This is a genomic window from Streptomyces sp. NPDC016677, assembly GCF_055562815.1.
This window is the reverse complement of the sequence record NZ_JBVHEO010000003.1, coordinates 416691-436459: the sequence shown is the minus strand read 5'-3', so window position 1 is coordinate 436459 and position 19769 is coordinate 416691. Positions and strand designations below refer to the sequence as shown.

Sequence of the window (19769 nt, the reverse complement as noted above, 5' to 3'; positions counted from 1 at the left end):
ACCTGCGGCGGTCCGCGAAAACGGCGGTTCCCGGCACCTGGGGCAGGTGCCGGGAACCGGCGGGAAGGACAGGATCAGGCCGCGTGCACGACGTCCTTCTCCTCGGCGAAGTGGCACGCCGACTCGTGCGCCGCCTGCGACTTCTCGCCCTTGAACCGCTCGGGGACCGCCAGCAGCGGAGTCTCCTGCGCGCACTTGTCCTGCGCCTTCCAGCAGCGGGTGCGGAAGGAGCAGCCCGACGGCGGGTCGGCGGGCGAGGGCACGTCACCGGTGAGGATGATGCGCTCCCGGTGGTCGCGCGCGTCTGGGTCGGGCACGGGCACCGCGGAGAGCAGCGCCTGGGTGTACGGGTGCGTCGGGTGGTCGTAGATCTGCACGTCGGTGCCGATCTCCGCGATCTTGCCGAGGTACATGACGCCGACCCGGTCCGAGATGTGCCGGACGATGGACAGGTCGTGCGCGATGAAGATGTAGGAGAGGTCGAACTCGTCCTGGAGCTTCTCCATCAGGTTGATGACCTGCGCCTGGACGGACACGTCCAGCGCCGACACCGGCTCGTCGCAGATGATGATCTCCGGGTTGAGCGCGAGGCCGCGGGCGATGCCGATGCGCTGGCGCTGACCGCCGGAGAACTGGTGCGGATAGCGGTTGATGTACTCCGGGTTCAGGCCCACGACGTCCAGCAGCTCCTGCACCTTGCGCCGCCGGTCGCCCTTCGGAGCCGCCTCGGGGTGGATGTCGAAGGTCTCGCCGATGATGTCGGCGACCGTCATGCGCGGGTTCAGCGAGGTGTACGGGTCCTGGAACACCATCTGGATGTTGCGGCGGACGGCCTTCAGCGCGCGCCCGGACAGCTTGGTGATGTCCTGGCCCTTGTAGAAGACCTCGCCCGCGGTGGCCCGCTCCAGGTTCATCAGGAGCTTGGCGACCGTGGACTTGCCACAGCCGGACTCGCCGACGATGCCGAGGGTCTCGCCCTGGTAGAGGTCGAAGGAGACGCCGTCGACGGCCTTGACCGCGCCGACCTGCCGCTTGAACAGGACGCCCTGGGTCAGCGGGAAGTGCTTCTTGAGGTTGCGGACCTGGAGGATCGGCTCGCCCCGGTCCACCGGCTTGTCCAGCGCGACGACCGACGCCTCCTCGGTGGCCGCGTCGACGACCTCGACGTCCGTGACGTTCGGCGTGGCGTCCACGGCCTCGTCCTTCTTGATCTCAGCCATGGATCGTCTCCTTCCAGAAATGGCAGGCGCTGCGCCGGCCCGGCAGGGCGGAGCCGTCCCGCTCCGTCACCTCGAACAGGGCCGGGGTGTCGGTGCGGCAGATGTCCTGCGCCTTGGGGCAGCGCGGGTTGAACGCGCAGCCCGACGGCGTCCTGAGCAGGTTGGGCGGCAGCCCCTTGATCGCGTACAGCTCCTGGCCCTTCTGGTCCAGGCGCGGGATCGAGTCCAGCAGCCCCCGGGTGTAGGGGTGCGCGGGGCGCTTGTACAGCTCGCGCACCGGGGCCTGCTCCACGATGCGGCCCGCGTACATCACGGCGATCTTGTCCGCCACGTCGGCGACGACGCCGAGGTCGTGGGTGATCAGGATCAGACCCATGTGGTACTCGCGCTGCAACTCGGCGAGCAGGTCCATGACCTGGGCCTGGACCGTCACGTCGAGGGCCGTGGTCGGCTCGTCGGCGATGATCAGGTCCGGCTCCAGGGCCAGCGCCATGGCGATCATGATGCGCTGGCGCATACCGCCGGAGAACTGGTGCGGGTAGTCGTCGACGCGGGCCGCGGCGGCCGGGATCTTCACCCGGTCCATCAGCTCGACGGCCTTGGCCTTGGCCTCCTTCTTGCCCAGGCCCTGGTGGACCCGGAACATCTCGCCGAGCTGGTAGCCGACGGAGAGGACCGGGTTGAGGGACGACAGCGCGTCCTGGAAGATCATCGCGATCTTCGCGCCGCGCAGCCGGCGCCGCTCCTCGGCGTCCATCCGCAGCATGTCCTGGCCGCGGAAGCGGATCTCGCCCTGCGGGATCTTCGCCGGGGGCATGTCCAGGATGCCCATGATGGCCTGCGCGGTGACGGACTTGCCGGACCCGGACTCGCCGAGCACGGCGAGGGTCTCCCCCGCGGACACGCTGTAGTTGACGCCGTTGACGGCACGGACGACGCCGTCCCGGGTGTGGAACTCGACGTGCAGGTCGCGCACTTCGAGCAGCGGCGCGTCGTCGGCGCCGCCGTCGGCCGGTCCCGGTACGGAAGCGGTCTGGTCGATGATGGTCACGTACGCCTCCCTCAGCGCTGCTTCGGGTCGAGGGCGTTGCGGACGGCCTCACCGAGCATGATGAACGCCAGCACCGTGATGCTGAGCATGATCGACGGGTAGAGCATGATGTACGCCGCGACCCGGATCTGGTTCTGGCCGTCGGAGATGTCGTTGCCCCACGAGGCGCCCTCCAGGCCGAGACCGAGGTACGACAGCGTGGCCTCGGCGCCGATGTAGACACCGAGCGCGATGGTGGCGACGACGATCACCGGGGCGATCGCGTTGGGCAGCACGTGCCGGAAGAGGATGCGCGAGGTGCTCGCGCCCAGCGCCTTGGCGGCCTGCACGTAGTCCTGCGACTTGACCGTGATCACCGAACCGCGCATGACACGCGCGGTCTGCGTCCAGCCCAGGAAGGTCAGCGCGAGGATGACGATCGGGATGGACCGCTCGGTGAACGAGTTCAGCATCACCATCGTGCCGAGCAGGAACGGGATGCCGAAGAACATGTCGGTGATGCGGGAGAGCACCGCGTCGATCCAGCCGCCGAAGTAGCCGGCCAGCATGCCCACCAGACCGCCGAAGACCGTGACGGCCAGGGTGGTGCCGCCGCCGACCAGCAGCGAGGCGCGGGTGCCGTAGATGGCACGGGCGTACACGCTGCGGCCCTGGGCGTCGTAACCGAGCCAGTCGGCGCCGAATATGTGCCCGTAGTTGGGCTTCTGGAGATAGTGCGCCGCGAGGTCCTTGGTGTCCGGGCTGGCGCTGGTGAACAGACCGGGGAACAGCGCGATCACGAGCAGCAGCAGGATCAGCACCGAGGAGACGATGAAGATCCAGTTGGTGCGCAGGTCGCGCCAGGCGTCGCCCCACAGACTGCGAGCCTTCTCCTGGCCGGCCTCCGGCAGGCTCTGGCCGTCCGGGGCGGCGGACGTGGCGGAGTTCTCCGCGGAGGTCTTGGTCAGCTCAGGCATAACGGATCCTCGGGTCCAGGACCGCGTACAGCAGGTCGACGATGAGGCTGGTGACGAGGTAGACGAGGACCAGGACCGTGACCAGGCCGACCAGTGTCGTTCCCTCGCGGCGGGTGATGGCCTCCGCGATCGTGCCGCCGACGCCCTTGATGTTGAAGATGCGCTCGGTGACGATCGCGCCGCCCATCAGGGCACCGAGGTCGGTGCCGAGGAAGGTGACGACCGGGATGAGCGAGTTCCGCATCAGGTGGACGCCGACGACCCGGCGCCGGGGCAGTCCCTTGGCGATGGCGGTGCGCATGTAGTCGGACCGCATGTTCTCGGCGACCGAGGTCCGCGTCAGCCGCGCCACATAGGCCAGGGAGGCGCTGGCCAGCACGATGGCCGGCATCAGCATCTGCCCGATGTCGGTGTCGTCGTTCACCGAGGGGGCGCCGCCCGCGTTGGTGACCACCGTCTGCAGGATCAGGCCGAGCACGAAGACCGGCACCGAGATGAGCAGCAGGGTCAGGATGAGGATCAGCGTGTCGGCCGTCTTGCCGGCGCGCATGCCGGAGATCAGGCCGAGGATGATGCCGAGGGCGGCCTCGATGGCGAAGGCCAGGCCGGCCAGACGCAGCGTCACGGGGAAGGCGTCACCGAGGATCTCGGTGACCGGCCGGCCGCTGGCGATCTGGTTGCCGAAGTCGAAGTGAAGGACGATGCCCTTCATGTAGTCCAGGTACTGGACCATGATGGGCTTGTCCAGCCCGTACTCGTGCCGCAGGGCCTGCAGCACTTCGGGGCTCGCGCTCTTGTCTCCGAAGAGTCCGCGCACGGGGTCGCCGGGCAGCGCGTAGACCATCAGGAAAATCAGCAGAGTCGTCCCGATGAACACCGGGATCATCTGGAGCAGTCGTCGTATGACGTAGCGCCCCATGGTGCCTCCATGTCAGTTACAGCGGCAGGCCCTTTTCACCGCGCACGCCTGACGGTCCTCGCGGATGTCCGTACGTACCCGGTGAAAAGGGCCCCCCGGCCGACCGGCCGACACCGTGCCGCACCTGCTGAGGTGCGGCACGGCACACGCTGTGATCAGCGGTTACTTCGTGACCTGAACGCCGGTCAGGATCGGGTCGCCGTCCTGGGCGTACTTGACGCCGGAGACCTTCTCCGAGTAGCCCGCGTTGACCTTGTAGTACCAGAGCGGGATGCTCGGCATGTACTCGGGAAGCTTCTTCTCGATCTCCTGGTAGAGCTTCTCCGACTCCTCCAGGGTGGCGGCGCTGTCGGCCTGCCCGATGAGCTTGTCGATCTCCGCGTTGGAGAAGCCGCCCTGGTTGCCGTCCGACTTGGTGCCGAACAGGTCCCGGATGAAGTTGGCGATGAAGGGGTAGTCGAGCACCCAGCCGGAGCGGTACAGCGACTTGACCTGCTTGGCGTCACGGGCGTTGGTGTCGGCCTGGAAGTCGGCCTTGGAGTCGCCGGTGCAGGCCACGCCGGTGGCGTTGGTGATGGAGCCGCAGACGGCCTCCACCCACTCCTTGTGACCGCCGTCCGCGTTGTACTGGATGGAGATCTTGTTGCCCGGGACGCCGCCACCCTCCTTGATGAGGGCCTTGGCCTTCGCCGGGTCGTACGTGGTGATGTCCCCGGCGGCGTTGTCCGTGTAACCGAGCACGCCCTTGGCGACCCAGCCGGTGGCCGGCTCACGGGTGCCCTGGAGGACGGTCTTGGTGATGGTGTCGCGGTCGATCGCCATCGACAGGCCCTGGAGGACCTTCGGGTCGATGTCCTTCCACTGCTTGGTGTAGAAGGCGACGGCGATGGACTGGATCGAGGACTGCGCCTGGTCCACGGCGCGGTCGCCGAGGTCCTGCTTGTACACCGGCAGGTCGCGCGGGGCGATCTGGCGCATCACGTCGAGGTTGCCGGACTTGAGGTCCTGGTAGGCCGTCTCCAGCTGGGCGTAGTTCTTGAAGACCACGCCGCCGTTCTTGGCCTTGTCCTCACCCTTGTAGTCGTCGTTGCGCTCGACCACGATCTGCTTCTTGTGGTCCCAGCTGACGAACTTGTAGGGGCCGTTGCCGACCGGCTTCTCACCGGCGGCGTCCGGGTCCTTGTAGAAGGACTCCGGCAGCGGGGAGAAGACCTCGTAGCCCAGCTTGTAGACGAAGTAGGGCAGCGCCTTGCTCAGCTCGATCGTGAAGGTGGTGTCGTCGACGGCCTTCAGACCGGACAGCTCGTCGGCCTTGCCGCCGGCGATGTCGTCGTAGCCCTTGATGTCGGAGAACCAGAAGCTGTTGGTCTGCTTGTTGTCCGGGTTCGCGGCCCAGTTCCAGGCCTTGATGTAGGACTCGGAGGTGACCGGGGTTCCGTCGTGGAACTTCCAGCCCGCCTTCAGCTTGACCGTGAAGGTCTTGTTGTCCTTGGTGTCCACCGACTCGGCGTTCACCATGGTGATGTTGCCCTCGGCGTCGTAGTCGACCAGGCCCGAGAACAGCGAGTTGATGACGATGCTGCCGTTGGACTCCATGGTGTTGGCCGGCTGCAGCGGGTTCTGCGGCTCACCCACCTCGACGGAGAACGTGCCGTCCGGGTCGATCGCGGCCTTGCTGTCGCCGTCGTCGCCGCTGCCGCCACCACAAGCGGTCGCGCTCAGCGCCACAACCGCGGCTATCGCGACCCACTTGGCGCTCTTCGCACCGCGCATGGATTCCTCCTAGGAGACCAATGGTTCATCGCACGGGCAGGCCCGCGACACGACACCGTCACCGGTGCCTGAAAAGGTTGGGTGCCCGTGACTCGTGAGTCGGCGCCGCGGCTGCGGACGCCCCGCTCGATCGAGTTCTACGCGCCTAACTATCTGCCATCCCCCCACAGCCGAACCACACCCCAAAGGTCTCGGTTCGATCACACCTGGCGCTAACTTCTTCCAAAATCCGGACAAACCCTTTGCAGAAAGATCCCTGCGAAACGGACTTGTTACACATCTATCGAGGGAAGGTGTCCGCATTGCGGACACTCGGGTGCGGAAATCCGCTTGCCCGAACGCGCGGAACATGCCGTGTGCGAACCGTCGGTGACCGGACGCGTGCGCAACGGGGTGTGGGGCACCTCTCGTTCCCGTCCTGTCCCCCCCGTACGCGGCTTCGCGGGAGCCGTGAAACGGGGCCGGGCACCCCTGTCCGTGACAGGGGTGCCCGACGCTCGTCCGTGGTCCGGCGGCCGAGGCCGCCGGAGCGGGATCAGCCGTGCTTGGCGCGGCTCGCGGCGCGGGCGCGCTCGCGGGCGTCCAGGTTCACCTTGCGGATGCGTACGGCCTCCGGGGTGACCTCGACGCACTCGTCGTCGCGGCAGAACTCCAGCGACTGCTCCAGGGAGAGCTTGCGCGGCGGGACGATCGCCTCGAACGAGTCGGCCGAGGACGACCGCATGTTGGTGAGCTTCTTCTCCTTGGTGATGTTGACGTCCATGTCGTCGGCGCGGGAGTTCTCGCCGACGATCATGCCCTCGTACACCTCGGTGCCGGGCTCGGTGAAGAGCACGCCGCGCTCCTGGAGGTTCGTCATGGCGAACGCGGTGACCGCGCCGGAGCGGTCGGCGACCAGCGAGCCGTTGTTGCGCGTGGTGAGCTGGCCGAACCAGGGCTCGTGGCCCTCGTGGATGGAGTGCGCGATGCCGGTGCCGCGGGTCTGGGTGAGGAACTCGGTACGGAAGCCGATCAGACCGCGCGAGGGGACGACGAACTCCATGCGGACCCAGCCGGAGCCGTGGTTGGACATGTTGTCCATGCGGCCCTTGCGGACGCCCATGAGCTGCGTGACCGCGCCCATGTGCTCCTCGGGCACGTCGATGGTCATCCGCTCGACGGGCTCGTAGGTCTTGCCGTCGACCTCCTTGGTGACGACCTGCGGCTTGCCGATGGTCAGCTCGAAGCCCTCGCGGCGCATCTGCTCGACCAGGATGGCCAGCGCCAGCTCACCGCGGCCCTGCACCTCCCAGGCGTCCGGGCGCTCGGTGTCCAGGACGCGGAGCGAGACGTTGCCGATCAGCTCGCGGTCGAGGCGGTCCTTGACCTGGCGGGCGGTGACCTTGCGGTCCTTGACGACCGCCTTGTTGTCCGCGCCCTTGCCGGTGGCGCCGCGGCCGACCAGCGGGGAGGTGTTGGTGCCGATGGTCATGGAGATCGCGGGCTCGTCCACCGTGATCAGCGGCAGCGGGACCGGGTTCTCCGGGTCGGCCAGGGTCTCGCCGATCATGATGTCCGGGATACCGGCGACGGCGCAGATGTCACCGGGGCCGGCCTTCTCGGCGGGCTTGCGGGTGAGCGCCTCGGTCATCATCAGCTCGGAGATCCGCACGTTCTGCGTGGACCCGTCGCGCTTGAGCCAGGCGACCGTCTGGCCCTTCTTCAGCTCGCCCTGGTGGACGCGGAGCAGCGCGATACGGCCGAGGAAGTTGTCGGCGTCCAGGTTGGTCACGTGGGCCTGGAGCGGCGCGTCCTCCTCGTAGGTGGGCGCGGGGATGTGCTGGAGGATCGTGGAGAAGAACGGCTCCAGGCTGTCGGAGTCGGCCGGGACCGTGCCGTCCTCCGGCTTGGTCAGCGAGGCGACGCCGTCACGGCCGCAGGCGTAGACGATCGGGAACTCGATCTGCTCCTCGTCGGCGTCCAGGTCCAGGAAGAGGTCGTAGGTCTCGTTGACGACCTCGTCGATGCGGGCGTCGGGCCGGTCCGTCTTGTTGATGCACAGGATGATCGGCAGCCGCTGGGCGAGCGCCTTGCGCAGCACGAAGCGGGTCTGCGGCAGCGGGCCCTCGGAGGCGTCGACCAGCAGGACCACACCGTCCACCATGGACAGGCCTCGCTCGACCTCGCCGCCGAAGTCGGCGTGGCCCGGGGTGTCGATGATGTTGATGGTGATGACGTCGCCGCCATCCTTCGGGTGGTACTTGACCGCCGTGTTCTTGGCCAGGATCGTGATGCCCTTCTCACGCTCCAGGTCGTTCGAGTCCATCATGCGGTCGTCGACGGAGTCGAGCTGGTGGGCGGCGAAGGCACCGGCCTGCTTCAGCATGCCGTCGACGATCGTGGTCTTGCCGTGGTCGACGTGGGCGACGATGGCGACGTTGCGGATGTCGTGACGCGTTACGGACACAGCCATGTGCGGCGTACTCCCGGAGTGGTGAGGACGGCCAGGTCTGCTGCGCTGGCCTCGCCGGGCTGGTGACGCCTCGGCCTTTTCCCTTCCATGGTACGGGGCTGACGGCAGTGGCCTTGTTCGACCCTGTGAGGACCGTTACCAGGACGGTCACGCGGACAGTCACGCGGACAGTCACGCGGACAGTCACGCGGACGGGGTCGCGGAGCGCTGCCCGCCCTGCGCGCCCTTCTTCAGGAAGCCCATGTCCTCGTAGACCGGGGTGGCGAAGCCGAAGGCGCCCGCGTTGGCGAGGTTCTCGCGGGCCACGGTGAGCTGGGGGCGCTGGTAGAGGGGGAGGGAGCCGGCCGCCGCCCAGATCCGGGAGTCGGCCTTGCGGAGCAGGGACCGGGCCTCCTTCTCGTCCAGGGTGCCGATGGCCTGCTCGAAGAGCTGGTCGACCTGGTCGGTGCCGACCCGGGTGTAGTTCTGTTCGACGTTGAGGGAGCCGTCGGCGGCGGGGACGGGCTTGGCGTAGACGGGGCGGGCGTCAGTGGCCGGGAAGGCGGTGCCGGGCCAGGAGTAGAGCGCCAGGTCGTAGTCACCGCTCGCGATGTGGTCCCGGAAGTAGCTCTCGTCGGGGACCTTGGTGATGTCGGTGCGGATGCCGATCCGGTCCAGCATGCGGCTGATCCGGTCGGCGACGGTGCGCAGTGTGCCGGAGCCGGGGCCGGAGGGGAGCACGAAGCGCAGGGTGAGCGGCTTGCCGTTCCTGGCCAGCGGGGCCGCGGCGCCGGCCGGGGCGGCGGTGCCCTTGGGGGCGTAGGCTCCGGGAGCGCCGCCGTTGGCCTTGTTCTTCTCGCCGTCGCCGTTTCCGTCGGCTTCGCGCTCGCCCTTGCCGTCCTCCCCCACGATGTACGTGCCGTCGTCGCCGCCCGGGGAGTCGCTCTCGGCGGAGCTGCCCCCGCCCTCCTCTGCGCCGGCCGCCTCCTCCGCCTCCCCTTCCTTCTCCTTCTCCTTGCCCTTCTTCACGGGCCCCCCGGGTACCCACCCCGCGTCCGCGAGCAGCGCCCGCGCCTCCTTGGCGTCCGGTTCGCCGAGCGCGCCGCTGCCGTCGGCGTAGGCGTCCTGGCCGGCCAGCGCGAGGTGGCTGCCGAGGGGCTCCGCCGGGAGGCCGAGGGGCTTCAGCACCGCCTCGGCCAGTTCCTCGCGGTCGACGGCGCGGGCGACGGCCCGGCGCACCCGTTCGTCGGCGAGGGGGCCGTCCGCCCCGTTGAGGGCGAGCTGGGTGTAGGCGGGCTCCAGCGACTTGCGGACCTCGAAGCCGCGCAGGGCGGCCCGCCGGCGTTCGGTCCGGGCGAGGGCCGCGCGCCGCTCCTCGCGGGCGAGCGTCTCCTCGTAGGCGGCCTCCTCGTCGGAGCCGTGGGCGACGGCCCAGGAGCGCAGGGCGTCGGCGGCGGACCGCCCCTGGCCGCGCTCCGGGCCGGAGAGGGGTGCCGCGTCCTCGGCGGCGGAGCCGAGCGGGTTGCCGGTGCCGGGCGGGGCGCCGGCCCGGCCGACCTCCCGGGCGGTGGCCGGGTCGACCTCGGCGAGGTCGAGCCTGCCCGCGGTCAGGGCCGCGGTCCGCTCCCCGCGCTCCACGGCGCGCAGCACGATCCGCGACAGCTTGGCCGGCTCGCCCCACCAGCGCGGATTGCGCCCGAGGACGACCTCCTCGGCCTCACGGTCCACCTTCTGGACGGCGAACGGCCCGGCGGTCATCTTGAGCTTGCGCCGCGCCCCGTCGTTGAAGGCGTCCGGGGTGCCCATGACCTCCCTCGGGTACAGCGGCGTGAACAGGGAGCGCCAGTCGGCGTAGGGGCGGCGGAAGGTGACCTTGACCTCCAGGTCGTTCTTGCCCCGCTCGATCTTCTCGACGCGGTCGTAGCCGGCGTTGCGGGCGGTCCAGTAGGCGCTGTCCTTGCCGGACAGGGCACGCCACTGGGCGGCGAAGTCGGCGGCGCCGATCTCCCGGCCGTCGCTCCAGACGGCCTGCTGGTTGAGCTTGTAGAGGACGACCTGCCGGGGCTCGGTGGCGACCACCTCGGCGGATTCCAGGTAGTCCGGGTTGCGCACCGGGCGGCCGGTGGCGTCCATGCGGAACATCGAGGGCAGTACGGCCTGGGCGACCCGGGTGGTGGTGGCGTCGGCGTCGGACTGGAAGACGTTCAGCGTGTCCGGCACGGAGTCCGCCGCCCAGCGCAGGGTGCCGCCGTCGGCGATCCGGGCGCGGGCCGCGACGGCGGTGTCCGGACCGGCGAGCGGCTCGCCCGCGGGGTCCTCGGAGGTGCACCCGGCGAGAACGGGGACCGCGAGCGCGCCCGCGGTGAGGAAGGCGACCGAGCGCGTGCGGGCGCGTGGTCCGACGCCGACGTGGGACATCTGTCTACCTCCGGAGAGCCGCGGGCGTTGTGTTCACTTCTGGCGGTATATGGATGTGATCATTTGTATTCAGACGTATGCGGCCACTGAAGAGGAATCGGTTCGGCAACGACCGGCGACACGTCGGCCCCGCTCCGTAAGGCCACCCGTCCGGGGGAACGCGCGCCCCGGGGTGCGCCCGCGCGCCTCGGCCAATCGCCGCACGTCCCTTCACAGGGACAGGTGTGACGCGCGACACTCTCAGGCGCATGAACGTCGCCACCCCAGGCCGGCCGCTGCGGCCGTGTCCGACGGAAGTGAGGTCACGTCATGTCCGTGCACGACGAACTGACGACGATCCGGCGCTGCCTCGACGATCTGTCGCGGGCCGTGGGCCGGCTGGAACAGCGGATCGGCCGCGACGGTCTGGAGGTCCGGCGGGTCCGCACCGACGCCGGTCATCTGCGGGAGAGCGTCGCGCTGCTGCACGCCGCCACCGCCACGGGGGACGCGCCGATACCGCGGCCGGACCTCGTCACCATCTCCGACGCCCCGTACGACCTCACCCTGTGGACGGACTCGGACGACGAGGGACTGGGCGCCCGCGACCGGCGCGCCCCCTGACCCGACCGCATCCGACCGGACCCCACCGGAGTCGCCCCGTGGCCACTGGAACGGAACCACCCCCCACCGACCCCCGTCCCCGGCGCGGCGGCGTCCACGCCCCGGCGCGCGCCGCGATCAGCGCCCCGCACCTGCGCACCGACCGCTGGTGGCTGGCTCCCGCCGGCACCGCCGCCGGGCTGCTCGCGTTCATCGTGTACTCGACGTGGCGGGCGTTCGCCGACACCGACTACTACGCGGCCCCCTACGTCTCGCCGTTCTACTCCCCGTGTCTGGCCGAGCGCTGCGCGCCGATGCGCTCCGGGCCCAACTGGGAGATCTTCGGCTCCTGGTGGGGCATCTCCCCCGCGGTCATCATCCTGGTCTTCCCGCTCGGCTTCCGGCTGACCTGCTACTACTACCGCAAGGCGTACTACCGCGGCTTCTGGGCCTCGCCGCCCGCCTGCGCGGTGGCCGAGCCGCACAAGAAGTACACCGGCGAGTCCCGCTTCCCGCTGATCCTGCAGAACCTCCACCGCTACTTCTTCTACGCGGCGCTCCTGGTGGCGGGCATCCTCACCTACGACACGGTGCTCGCCTTCCGCGACGAGCACTACGCGTGGGGCCACATGGGGCTGGGCACCCTGGTCTTCCTGATCAACATCGTGCTGATCTGGGCGTACACCCTCTCCTGCCACTCCTGCCGGCACATCGTCGGCGGCAAGCTCAAGCACTTCTCCCGGCATCCCGTGCGCTACCGCGCCTGGCGGTGGGTGGGCCGGCTCAACGCCCGGCACACGCAGCTCGCCTGGGCCTCCCTGGTGAGCGTGGCGCTCGCCGACTTCTACGTGTACCTGGTCGCGTCCGGCGCCTTCGACGATCCGACCCTCTTCTAGCGAAAACAAAGGTGCTTCCGATGTCCGTGGTGGACCGGCAGGAGTGGGACGTCGTCGTGGTCGGCGCGGGCGGCGCCGGACTGCGCGCCGCGATCGAGGCGCGCGAGCGGGGCGCCCGTACGGCGGTGATCTGCAAGTCGCTGTTCGGCAAGGCGCACACGGTGATGGCCGAGGGCGGCATCGCGGCGGCGATGGGCAACGCCAACGAACGCGACAGCTGGCAGGTCCACTTCCGGGACACCCTGCGCGGCGGGAAGTTCCTCAACCAGTGGCGGATGGCCGAACTGCACGCCAAGGAGGCCCCGGACCGGGTCTGGGAGCTGGAGACCTGGGGCGCCCTGTTCGACCGTACGAAGGACGGCCGGATCTCGCAGCGCAACTTCGGCGGCCACGAGTACCCGCGCCTGGCCCACGTCGGCGACCGCACCGGCCTGGAGCTGATCCGCACCCTCCAGCAGAAGGTCGTCGCCCTCCAGCAGGAGGACCACCGCGAGACCGGCGACTACGAGTCCCGGCTGAAGGTCTTCCAGGAGTGCACGGTCACCCGCGTCCTGAAGGACGGCTCACGGGTCTCGGGCGTCTTCGCCTACGAGCGCGAGACCGGCCGTTTCCTCGTCCTGGAGGCCCCCGCCGTGGTGATCGCCACCGGCGGCATCGGCAAGTCCTTCAAGGTCACCTCGAACTCCTGGGAGTACACCGGCGACGGACACGCGCTGGCCCTGCTCGCGGGCGCCCCGCTGCTGAACATGGAGTTCGTGCAGTTCCACCCGACGGGCATGGTCTGGCCCCCGTCCGTGAAGGGCATCCTGGTCACCGAGTCGGTGCGCGGGGACGGCGGGGTGCTCAGGAACTCCGAGGGCAAGCGGTTCATGTTCGACTACGTCCCGGACGTCTTCAAGGAGAAGTACGCCGAGTCCGAGGCCGAGGCCGACCGCTGGTACGAGGACCCGGACCGCAACCGGCGGCCCCCCGAACTGCTCCCCCGCGACGAGGTCGCCCGCGCCATCAACAGCGAGGTGAAGGAGGGCCGGGGCTCCCCGCACGGCGGTGTCTTCCTCGACGTGTCGACGCGGATGCCCCCCGAGGTCGTCAAGCGGCGGCTGCCGTCGATGTACCACCAGTTCAAGGAGCTGGCCGACGTCGACATCACGGCGGAGGCGATGGAGGTCGGGCCCACCTGCCACTACGTGATGGGCGGCATCGCCGTCGACTCCGACACCGCCGCCGCGCGCGGGGTGCCGGGGCTGTACGCGGCCGGTGAGGTGGCCGGCGGGATGCACGGCTCCAACCGGCTCGGCGGCAACTCCCTCTCCGACCTGCTGGTGTTCGGGCGGCGGGCGGGGTGGCACGCCGCCGAGTACGCGCTCGGCGGGGAGCGGCCCCGCACGGCCGAGGAGGACATCGGCTCGGCCGCCGCCGAGGCGCTGCGCCCGTTCTCGGCGGAGGCGGAGACGGCGGAACCGGCCGGCGGGCCCCCGGAGAACCCGTACGCCCTCCACCAGGAACTCCAGCAGACCATGAACGACCTGGTCGGCATCATCCGGCGGGAGGCCGAGATGGAGCGGGCCCTGGAGAAACTGGCCGAGCTGCGGGTACGGGCCCGGCGGGCCGGCGTCGAGGGGCACCGGCAGTTCAACCCGGGCTGGCACCTCGCCCTGGACCTGCGCAACATGCTGCTGGTCAGCGAGTGCGTGGCGCGGGCCGCGCTGGAGCGCACCGAGTCGCGCGGCGGCCACACCCGTGAGGACCACGCCGCGATGGACCGCCGGTGGCGCAACGTCAACCTGCTCTGCCGGCTGACCGACCCGACGGGCGGCCTGGCGGCGACGGACCCGGTGCGCGGACAGATCACCCTGCACCGGGAGACCACCGAGCCGGTCCGTCCCGACCTGCTCGCCCTGTTCGAGAAGGAAGAGCTGGCCAAGTACCTCGCCGACGAGGAGCTGTACCGATGAGCGACAACGGTGGCTACACGGCCCGGTTCCGGGTGTGGCGGGGCGACACCGGCGGCGGCGCGCTGGAGGACTTCGCCGTCGAGGTGAACGAGGGGGAGGTGGTCCTCGACATCATCCACCGCCTCCAGGCCACCCAGGCCCCCGACCTGGCCGTCCGCTGGAACTGCAAGGCCGGCAAGTGCGGCTCGTGCTCCGCCGAGATCAACGGGCGGCCCCGGCTGCTGTGCATGACCCGGATGTCGGTCTTCGCCCGCGAGGAGACGGTCACCGTCACCCCGCTGCGCGCCTTCCCGGTCGTACGGGACCTGGTGACGGACGTCGGCTTCAACTACGCCAAGGCCCGCGAGGTCCCGGCCTTCGTGCCGCCCGCCGGGGTCGGGCCGGGCGAGTACCGGATGACGCAGGAGGACGTGGACCGGCCGCAGGAGTTCCGCAAGTGCATCGAGTGCTTCCTGTGCCAGGACACCTGCCATGTGGTCCGGGACCACGAGGAGAACAAACCGGCGTTCGCGGGTCCGCGCTTCCTGATGCGGGTCGCCGAGCTGGACATGCACCCGCTGGACGCGGCGGAGGCGGGCGGCCTGGACCGCAAGAGGACCGCCCAGGACGAGCACGGCCTCGGGTACTGCAACATCACCAAGTGCTGCACGGAGGTCTGTCCCGAGGGCATCAGGATCACGGACAACGCCCTGATCCCCCTGAAGGAACGGGCCGTCGACCGCAAGTACGACCCGCTGGTCTGGCTCGGCTCGAAGATCAGGAGGCGTCGGGAGCCCTGACCCGGCCCTCGCGGTCCGGGTCACGGTCCGGATCGCGGTCCGGGTCGCGGTCCCGGCGGGGCGCGCGCACCGGGTCAGAACAGGCTGAGCAGGGCCTCCGCCGGGTCCGGCAGGCCGGAGTCACCGCCCGGCAGCGGGAGTTCGAACCACACCGTCTTGCCGCGCGGCGTACGCCGTGACCCCCACGCGGCGCTGAGCAGCCCGACCAGTTGCAGGCCCCGGCCGCCCTCGTCGGTGTCGCGGGCACGGCGGCGGCGCGGCTGGACCAGACCCGAGTCCCAGACCTCGCAGACCAGGGTGCGGTCGAGCAGGAGACGGAGCCTGATCTCGCCCTCGCCGTACCGCAGGGCGTTGGTGACCAACTCGCTCACCAGCAGTTCCGTGGTGTCGACGAGCGGTTCCAGGTCCCACTCGGTCAGCTGGGCGCGGGCGTACTCCCGGGCCCGGCCCACGCTGCGCGGCTCGCGCGGCAGCGCCCAGTCGCCGACGGACTCGGCGGGCAGCCCCTGCACCCGGGCCATGAGCAGCGCGATGTCGTCCTCGCCGTGGTGCGAGTCGAGGGTGTGCAGGACGTGGTCGCAGACGTCCTCCAGGTCCCGGTGGGTGTCGGCGCGGGGCGGCGCGGCCGAGGGGCGGGCCGGGCCGGTCAGCGCGCCGACGAACGCCTGGAGCCCTTCGTCCAGCGGATGGTCGCGGCTCTCGACGAGTCCGTCGGTGTAGAGGGCGAGCAGGGCGCCCTCGGGGAGTTCGACCTCCACCTCCTCGAAGGGCTCCCCGCCGACGCCGAGCGGCAGGCCGGGCGGTACGTCCAGCATCAGGGCGGGCTCGCCCGGCTCGACCAGGACGGGCGGCAGGTGGCCGGCGTTGGCGAAGGTGCAGCGCCGGGTGACGGAGTCGTAGACGGCGTAGACGCAGGTCGCGAGGTACACCTCGGAGAGGTCGGCCTCGCGGGGGCGGCGGGCGGACCGGGTGGCCTGCCGGACACCGCCCGCGAACGCCTGCGAGGGGCCGCCGGGTGCGCCGAGGCCCCGGGCGATCTCGTCCAACTGGGAGAGGACCTCGGCCGGTTCGAGGTCGAGCTGGGCCAGCGTCCGCACGGCGGTGCGCAGTTCGCCCATCGCGACGGCGGCCCGCAGCCCGCGGCCCATGACGTCGCCGACGACCAGCGCGGTGCGGTGCCCGGGGAGTTCGATCACGTCGAACCAGTCGCCGCCGACCTCGCTGGGCCGGCCGGTGGCCGCGTTGCCGGGCAGATAGCGGCAGGCGATGTCGAGGCCGGACGCCTCCGGGTCGCCGGGCGGCAGCAGGGACCGCTGGAGTATCAGCGCCCGCTCGTGCTCGCGGCGGTAGAGGCGGGCGTTGTCGATGCAGACGGCGGCGCGGGCGGCCAGTTCCACGGCGAGCCCGCGGTCGCGGTCGCCGAACGGCTCGCTGCCCTTGGTCCGGGCGAACTGCGCGAGGCCCACCACCGTGTCGTGGGCGACCATCGGCACGGCCAGCGTGGACTGCACCAGGCCGCCCTCCTCGGCCGGGACGGTACGCGGGCGGCCGGTGCGCAGGGCGTCGGCGCAGGGCGAGGTGAAGGGGTAGTGGTGGACGGCGCCGACCTGGACCTTCTGCCCGGTGCCGAGGAAGGGCACGTCGGCGACGGCGCTGGCGTAGGCGACGCGGCGCAGTTCGGCGCTGCCGTCGGCGAGGCCGGGCGGTGTCTCGTCGCCGGTCAGCAGGCCCTGGTAGAGGTCGACGGTGGCCAGGTCGCAGAAGCCGGGGACGACGACGTCGAGGAGTTCGCGGGCGGTGGTCTCCAGGTCGAGGGAGGTGCCGATGCGGGCGCCGGCGTCGTTGAGGAGGGCGAGGTTGCGGCGGGCGGCGGCGGCCTCGCGGGCGGCGGCGCGGCGGGCGGTGATGTCCGTGCCGAGCCAGGCGACCCCGATGGGGCGGCCCGAACCGCTGTGCACCCGGTACAGGTTGACCGACCAGTGGCGGCGCTCGTCGGAGCCCGGCCGGAAGCCGGTGACGTGCATGTCGGTGATGGACTCGCCGGTCTCCAGCACCCGGCGCAGGGTCGCGGTGACCCGGTCGCCCTCGCCGCGCGGCAGGTAGTCGTGGACGCCCCGGCCGCGGTGGTCCTCGGGGGTGCCGCCGAAGACGGAGGCGAACCGCTGGTTGGCCCGGCGCACCTTCAGTTCGGGATCGATCAGCAGGAACCCGAACGGAGATTGACCGAAAATGGACTGCGAGGCGGCGAGGTCGGTCTCGATGCTGCGCAGGATGCGGACGTCGACGACGATGCAGACGGCGGCCTTCTCGCCGTCCCGCGTCCGGGTCGGCATGACGTAGACCTCGGCGATGCCGCGCTTGCCGCACTCCCCGCCCTCGCCGTGCGGGATGCGGAAGGGGACGACGCCGGTCCACTCGCGTCCGTCGAGGATCTCGGCCATCTTGCGCTGGCCGCGCTCGCGCAGGTCGGGGTCGATGAAGACGTCGATGGGGTCGGTGCCGAGGGCCCGTTGCGCGGGGATGCCGAAGATCTGCTCGGCGCGCAGACTCCACTGGTCCACCAGCCCGTCGGGCCCGATGGAGAAGGAGGCGACCTTGATGTAGTCGTAGATGGAGCCGGGCGGACTGCTCTGCCACATGGTGTCGCCGGGCAGGACCTCTTCCCGTCCCGCGGACACCCGCGCCTCGGGCACCAAGGCCTCACCCGCGGCGCCGGACCGCACGCCGCCCGACGCGCCCTCGGTCACCCTGGACCCCTTGGACCCCTCGGGCCCCTCGGGCCCGTTGGACCCTGTGGACCCGTTGGACCCCGTGGACCCCGTGGCCCTCGCTGGTATCTCGCTCACGCGAACCGTCCCCTCCAGCTCACCGCGTCCGGCACCGGTCACCGGGGGCGGCTGTCCGCAGTATCCAGCACTACGGCGCCGCACAACACGGTGTTCACGATCACAGCACGGTCCCTGTGCTTTCCGGACCGGACCGTGACAACACTTCCAGTCTTCTAACCAGCGGTCACGTCATCGAACCACGTACTTCGGCAACGGTGGGTGTCACGGAGGCACCGATACGGAGCGTGACGGGCGCTCACCCGGTCGGGGCGAGTTCGAACCACACCGTCTTGCCCACCGCCCCCGGCCGCGTTCCCCAGCGGCGGGCGGCGGTGGCGACCATGTGCAGGCCCCGGCCGCTCTCGTCCTCGGGGCGGACGGGCCGCTCGTGGGGCAGGTCGGGAAGCGGGTCGGAGACCTCCACGCGCAGCACGCCGTCCGGTCCACCCGGCGCCACCAGCCGGACTCCGATGGGGCCGGTGGCGTGCCGCAGGGCGTTGGTGACCAGTTCGCTGACGAGCAGGACGGTGATGTCGCCGACGCCGTCGAGGCCCCAGTCGCTCAGCCGGCCGCGCACCAGCGAACGAGCGGCACCCACGGCGTCCGGTTCCGCGGGGAAGACCCACTCGGCGCACTCGCCTTCGGTGCCGATCACTCCGCTCACTCCCCGGCCGCTGGAGACCCACTCACGTCGGTCCGTTTTCGTGGGGCCAATGGGCACATACCCGATTTGTCGCTTCGAGTACCGCCCGGAGGGGCGCACTGTGGCACGCACGGCGTACGGGAGCACGCCCCGGATCACACGGGGAGGCGCGGCCCGGGTCAATGAGGAGGTACATGAGGGCGTACACGCGGAGGTACACGAGGGCGTGCGCGCCGGATCACGCCGCGCCGGGCTCCCCCGGCGTCCCGAGGTGGGCGAGCACCCGGCGGACGGCCGGCACGTCCTGGTCGAGCCAGGGCACGTCCCAGATCTCGGCGGGGGTCAGCCAGCGCAGTTCGTCGTGGTCCTGGAGCGGCTCGGGGGCGGCGGAGCCGGGGAGCAGGTGGGCGGTCCACACCTCAAGGACGTAAGGGGATCTCAGCGGCCACCGTCCCGGAACCCGGTCACCGGTCCGGACGTCCACACCGAGTTCCTCGCGCAGTTCGCGCACGAGCGCGGCCTCGGGCGTCTCGCCCTCCTCCACCTTGCCGCCGGGCAGTTCCCACCGTCCGGCCAGTTCGGCCGGCGCGCTGCGGCGCGCGGCGAGCAGGCGCCCGCCGTCGAACAGGGCGGCCCCGACCACGATCCGTTCCGTCATGCGCCGGAGCCTACGGGAGGGCACGCGCCCCTCGTGCGGCCCGCGGCGCGAGGCCACGCCCGGCCGACGGCGCCACCGGGCAGGACCGGCCGGCACCTCGGCGCCCGGCCGACTTGCACCGTGGGCCCGTGGGCCCGCCGGCCGGCCCCGTCGGCTGGCCGTCGTCGGCCGGCCGTCGTCAGTCGGCCGTCGTCAGTCGGCCGCGGTGCCGTTCTGTCCGATCCGCTCGACCCAGTACATCTGCTGGGCGCCGCGGCCCCCGAGGCTCTCCGCGATCTCCTGGGCCTCGGCCCGGGTCGCGTACCTGCCCACCCGGTAGCGATGGCCGTTGTCATCCTGCCGCACGACAAGCCAGGGCAGAGTGACCGTGCCGTCATTCATCGTGCCCCTCCACTTCGCGCCCATGGCTGTGCCGCACCCCACCCGCCAAGGAAACCGCAGTCCGCATATGCCCGACCTTACGCCCTACCTTCACGCACCGAATACGGCTTTTTACAAAGAGGTACGCGACCGGCCAGAGCGCGGGGGCGTGCGGCGCCGAACGCGCCGTGGCCGGGCGTCGGCGTATCGGATCGAGGTGTCCGCCGGACCCCGTCGGGCCCACCTGCGGGAACGGCCGGACCACCCCGTCGGCGCGGGGAACGGCGGGCCTCAGCGAGG

15 protein-coding genes are annotated in these 19769 nt (G+C 70.8%); 4 read left to right on the top strand and 11 right to left on the bottom strand.

What is annotated here, in order from left to right:
- Positions 1-74: 74 nt before the first annotated feature.
- The 7 genes from ACZ3IG_RS11750 to ACZ3IG_RS11720 all read right to left on the bottom strand — a co-directional run bounded on the left by ACZ3IG_RS11750 (position 75) and on the right by ACZ3IG_RS11720 (position 10768).
- Complete coding sequence (locus ACZ3IG_RS11750; protein WP_467431173.1) at positions 75-1220, bottom strand: ABC transporter ATP-binding protein; 1146 nt, start codon at positions 1218-1220, stop codon at positions 75-77.
- The gene (locus tag ACZ3IG_RS11745) at positions 1213-2271 is read right to left on the bottom strand and encodes an ABC transporter ATP-binding protein (RefSeq protein ID WP_467431172.1); all 1059 of its coding nucleotides are present in this window, start codon (positions 2269-2271) and stop codon (positions 1213-1215) included. The genes ACZ3IG_RS11750 and ACZ3IG_RS11745 overlap by 8 nt, the downstream gene beginning before the upstream one ends.
- 11 nt (positions 2272-2282) lie before the next feature.
- Positions 2283-3227 (bottom strand): ABC transporter permease, encoded by a 945-nt coding sequence (locus ACZ3IG_RS11740; RefSeq protein ID WP_467431170.1) that lies wholly within the window; start codon positions 3225-3227, stop codon positions 2283-2285.
- Positions 3220-4146, bottom strand: a complete 927-nt coding sequence (locus ACZ3IG_RS11735) for an ABC transporter permease (RefSeq protein ID WP_403532609.1) — start codon at positions 4144-4146, stop codon at positions 3220-3222. The genes ACZ3IG_RS11740 and ACZ3IG_RS11735 overlap by 8 nt, the downstream gene beginning before the upstream one ends.
- A 162-nt stretch (positions 4147-4308) precedes the next feature.
- The gene (locus tag ACZ3IG_RS11730) at positions 4309-5919 is read right to left on the bottom strand and encodes a peptide ABC transporter substrate-binding protein (RefSeq protein WP_467431167.1); all 1611 of its coding nucleotides are present in this window, start codon (positions 5917-5919) and stop codon (positions 4309-4311) included.
- Between the two features lie 535 nt (positions 5920-6454).
- Positions 6455-8371 carry a translational GTPase TypA gene (typA, locus tag ACZ3IG_RS11725; RefSeq protein WP_467431165.1) on the bottom strand — a complete coding sequence of 639 codons (1917 nt, stop codon included), beginning with the start codon at positions 8369-8371 and terminating at the stop codon, positions 6455-6457.
- 183 nt (positions 8372-8554) lie between these two features.
- Positions 8555-10768 (bottom strand): ABC transporter family substrate-binding protein, encoded by a 2214-nt coding sequence (locus ACZ3IG_RS11720; RefSeq protein WP_467431163.1) that lies wholly within the window; start codon positions 10766-10768, stop codon positions 8555-8557.
- 309 nt (positions 10769-11077) lie between these two features.
- Here ACZ3IG_RS11720 and ACZ3IG_RS11715 point away from each other — a divergent pair, with 309 nt between their 5' ends.
- The 4 genes from ACZ3IG_RS11715 to ACZ3IG_RS11700 are packed head-to-tail and all read left to right on the top strand — an operon-like array spanning position 11078 to position 14980.
- Positions 11078-11371 (top strand): hypothetical protein, encoded by a 294-nt coding sequence (locus ACZ3IG_RS11715; RefSeq protein ID WP_467431162.1) that lies wholly within the window; start codon positions 11078-11080, stop codon positions 11369-11371.
- 38 nt (positions 11372-11409) lie between these two features.
- Complete coding sequence (locus ACZ3IG_RS11710; protein WP_467431161.1) at positions 11410-12246, top strand: hypothetical protein; 837 nt, start codon at positions 11410-11412, stop codon at positions 12244-12246.
- A gap of 20 nt (positions 12247-12266) precedes the next feature.
- Positions 12267-14201, top strand: a complete 1935-nt coding sequence (locus ACZ3IG_RS11705; protein WP_467431158.1) for a fumarate reductase/succinate dehydrogenase flavoprotein subunit — start codon at positions 12267-12269, stop codon at positions 14199-14201.
- The gene (locus ACZ3IG_RS11700) at positions 14198-14980 is read left to right on the top strand and encodes a succinate dehydrogenase/fumarate reductase iron-sulfur subunit (protein ID WP_467431156.1); all 783 of its coding nucleotides are present in this window, start codon (positions 14198-14200) and stop codon (positions 14978-14980) included. Before ACZ3IG_RS11705 ends, ACZ3IG_RS11700 begins: the two co-directional genes overlap by 4 nt.
- A 74-nt stretch (positions 14981-15054) precedes the next feature.
- Here ACZ3IG_RS11700 and ACZ3IG_RS11695 read toward each other — a convergent pair whose 3' ends face one another.
- From ACZ3IG_RS11695 to ACZ3IG_RS11680, 4 genes are all read right to left on the bottom strand, one after another.
- Entirely contained in the window at positions 15055-17826 is a 2772-nt protein-coding gene (locus ACZ3IG_RS11695) for a SpoIIE family protein phosphatase (protein WP_467431154.1), read from the bottom strand.
- Between the two features lie 238 nt (positions 17827-18064).
- Positions 18065-18472, bottom strand: a complete 408-nt coding sequence (locus tag ACZ3IG_RS11690) for an ATP-binding protein (RefSeq protein ID WP_467431152.1) — start codon at positions 18470-18472, stop codon at positions 18065-18067.
- A 217-nt stretch (positions 18473-18689) separates the two neighbouring features.
- Positions 18690-19109, bottom strand: coding sequence for a (deoxy)nucleoside triphosphate pyrophosphohydrolase (locus ACZ3IG_RS11685; protein WP_467431150.1), 420 nt, complete (start codon positions 19107-19109; stop codon positions 18690-18692).
- Positions 19110-19301: 192 nt separating this feature from the next.
- Positions 19302-19490, bottom strand: coding sequence for an SPOR domain-containing protein (locus tag ACZ3IG_RS11680; RefSeq protein ID WP_467431148.1), 189 nt, complete (start codon positions 19488-19490; stop codon positions 19302-19304).
- Positions 19491-19769 lie beyond the last annotated feature (279 nt).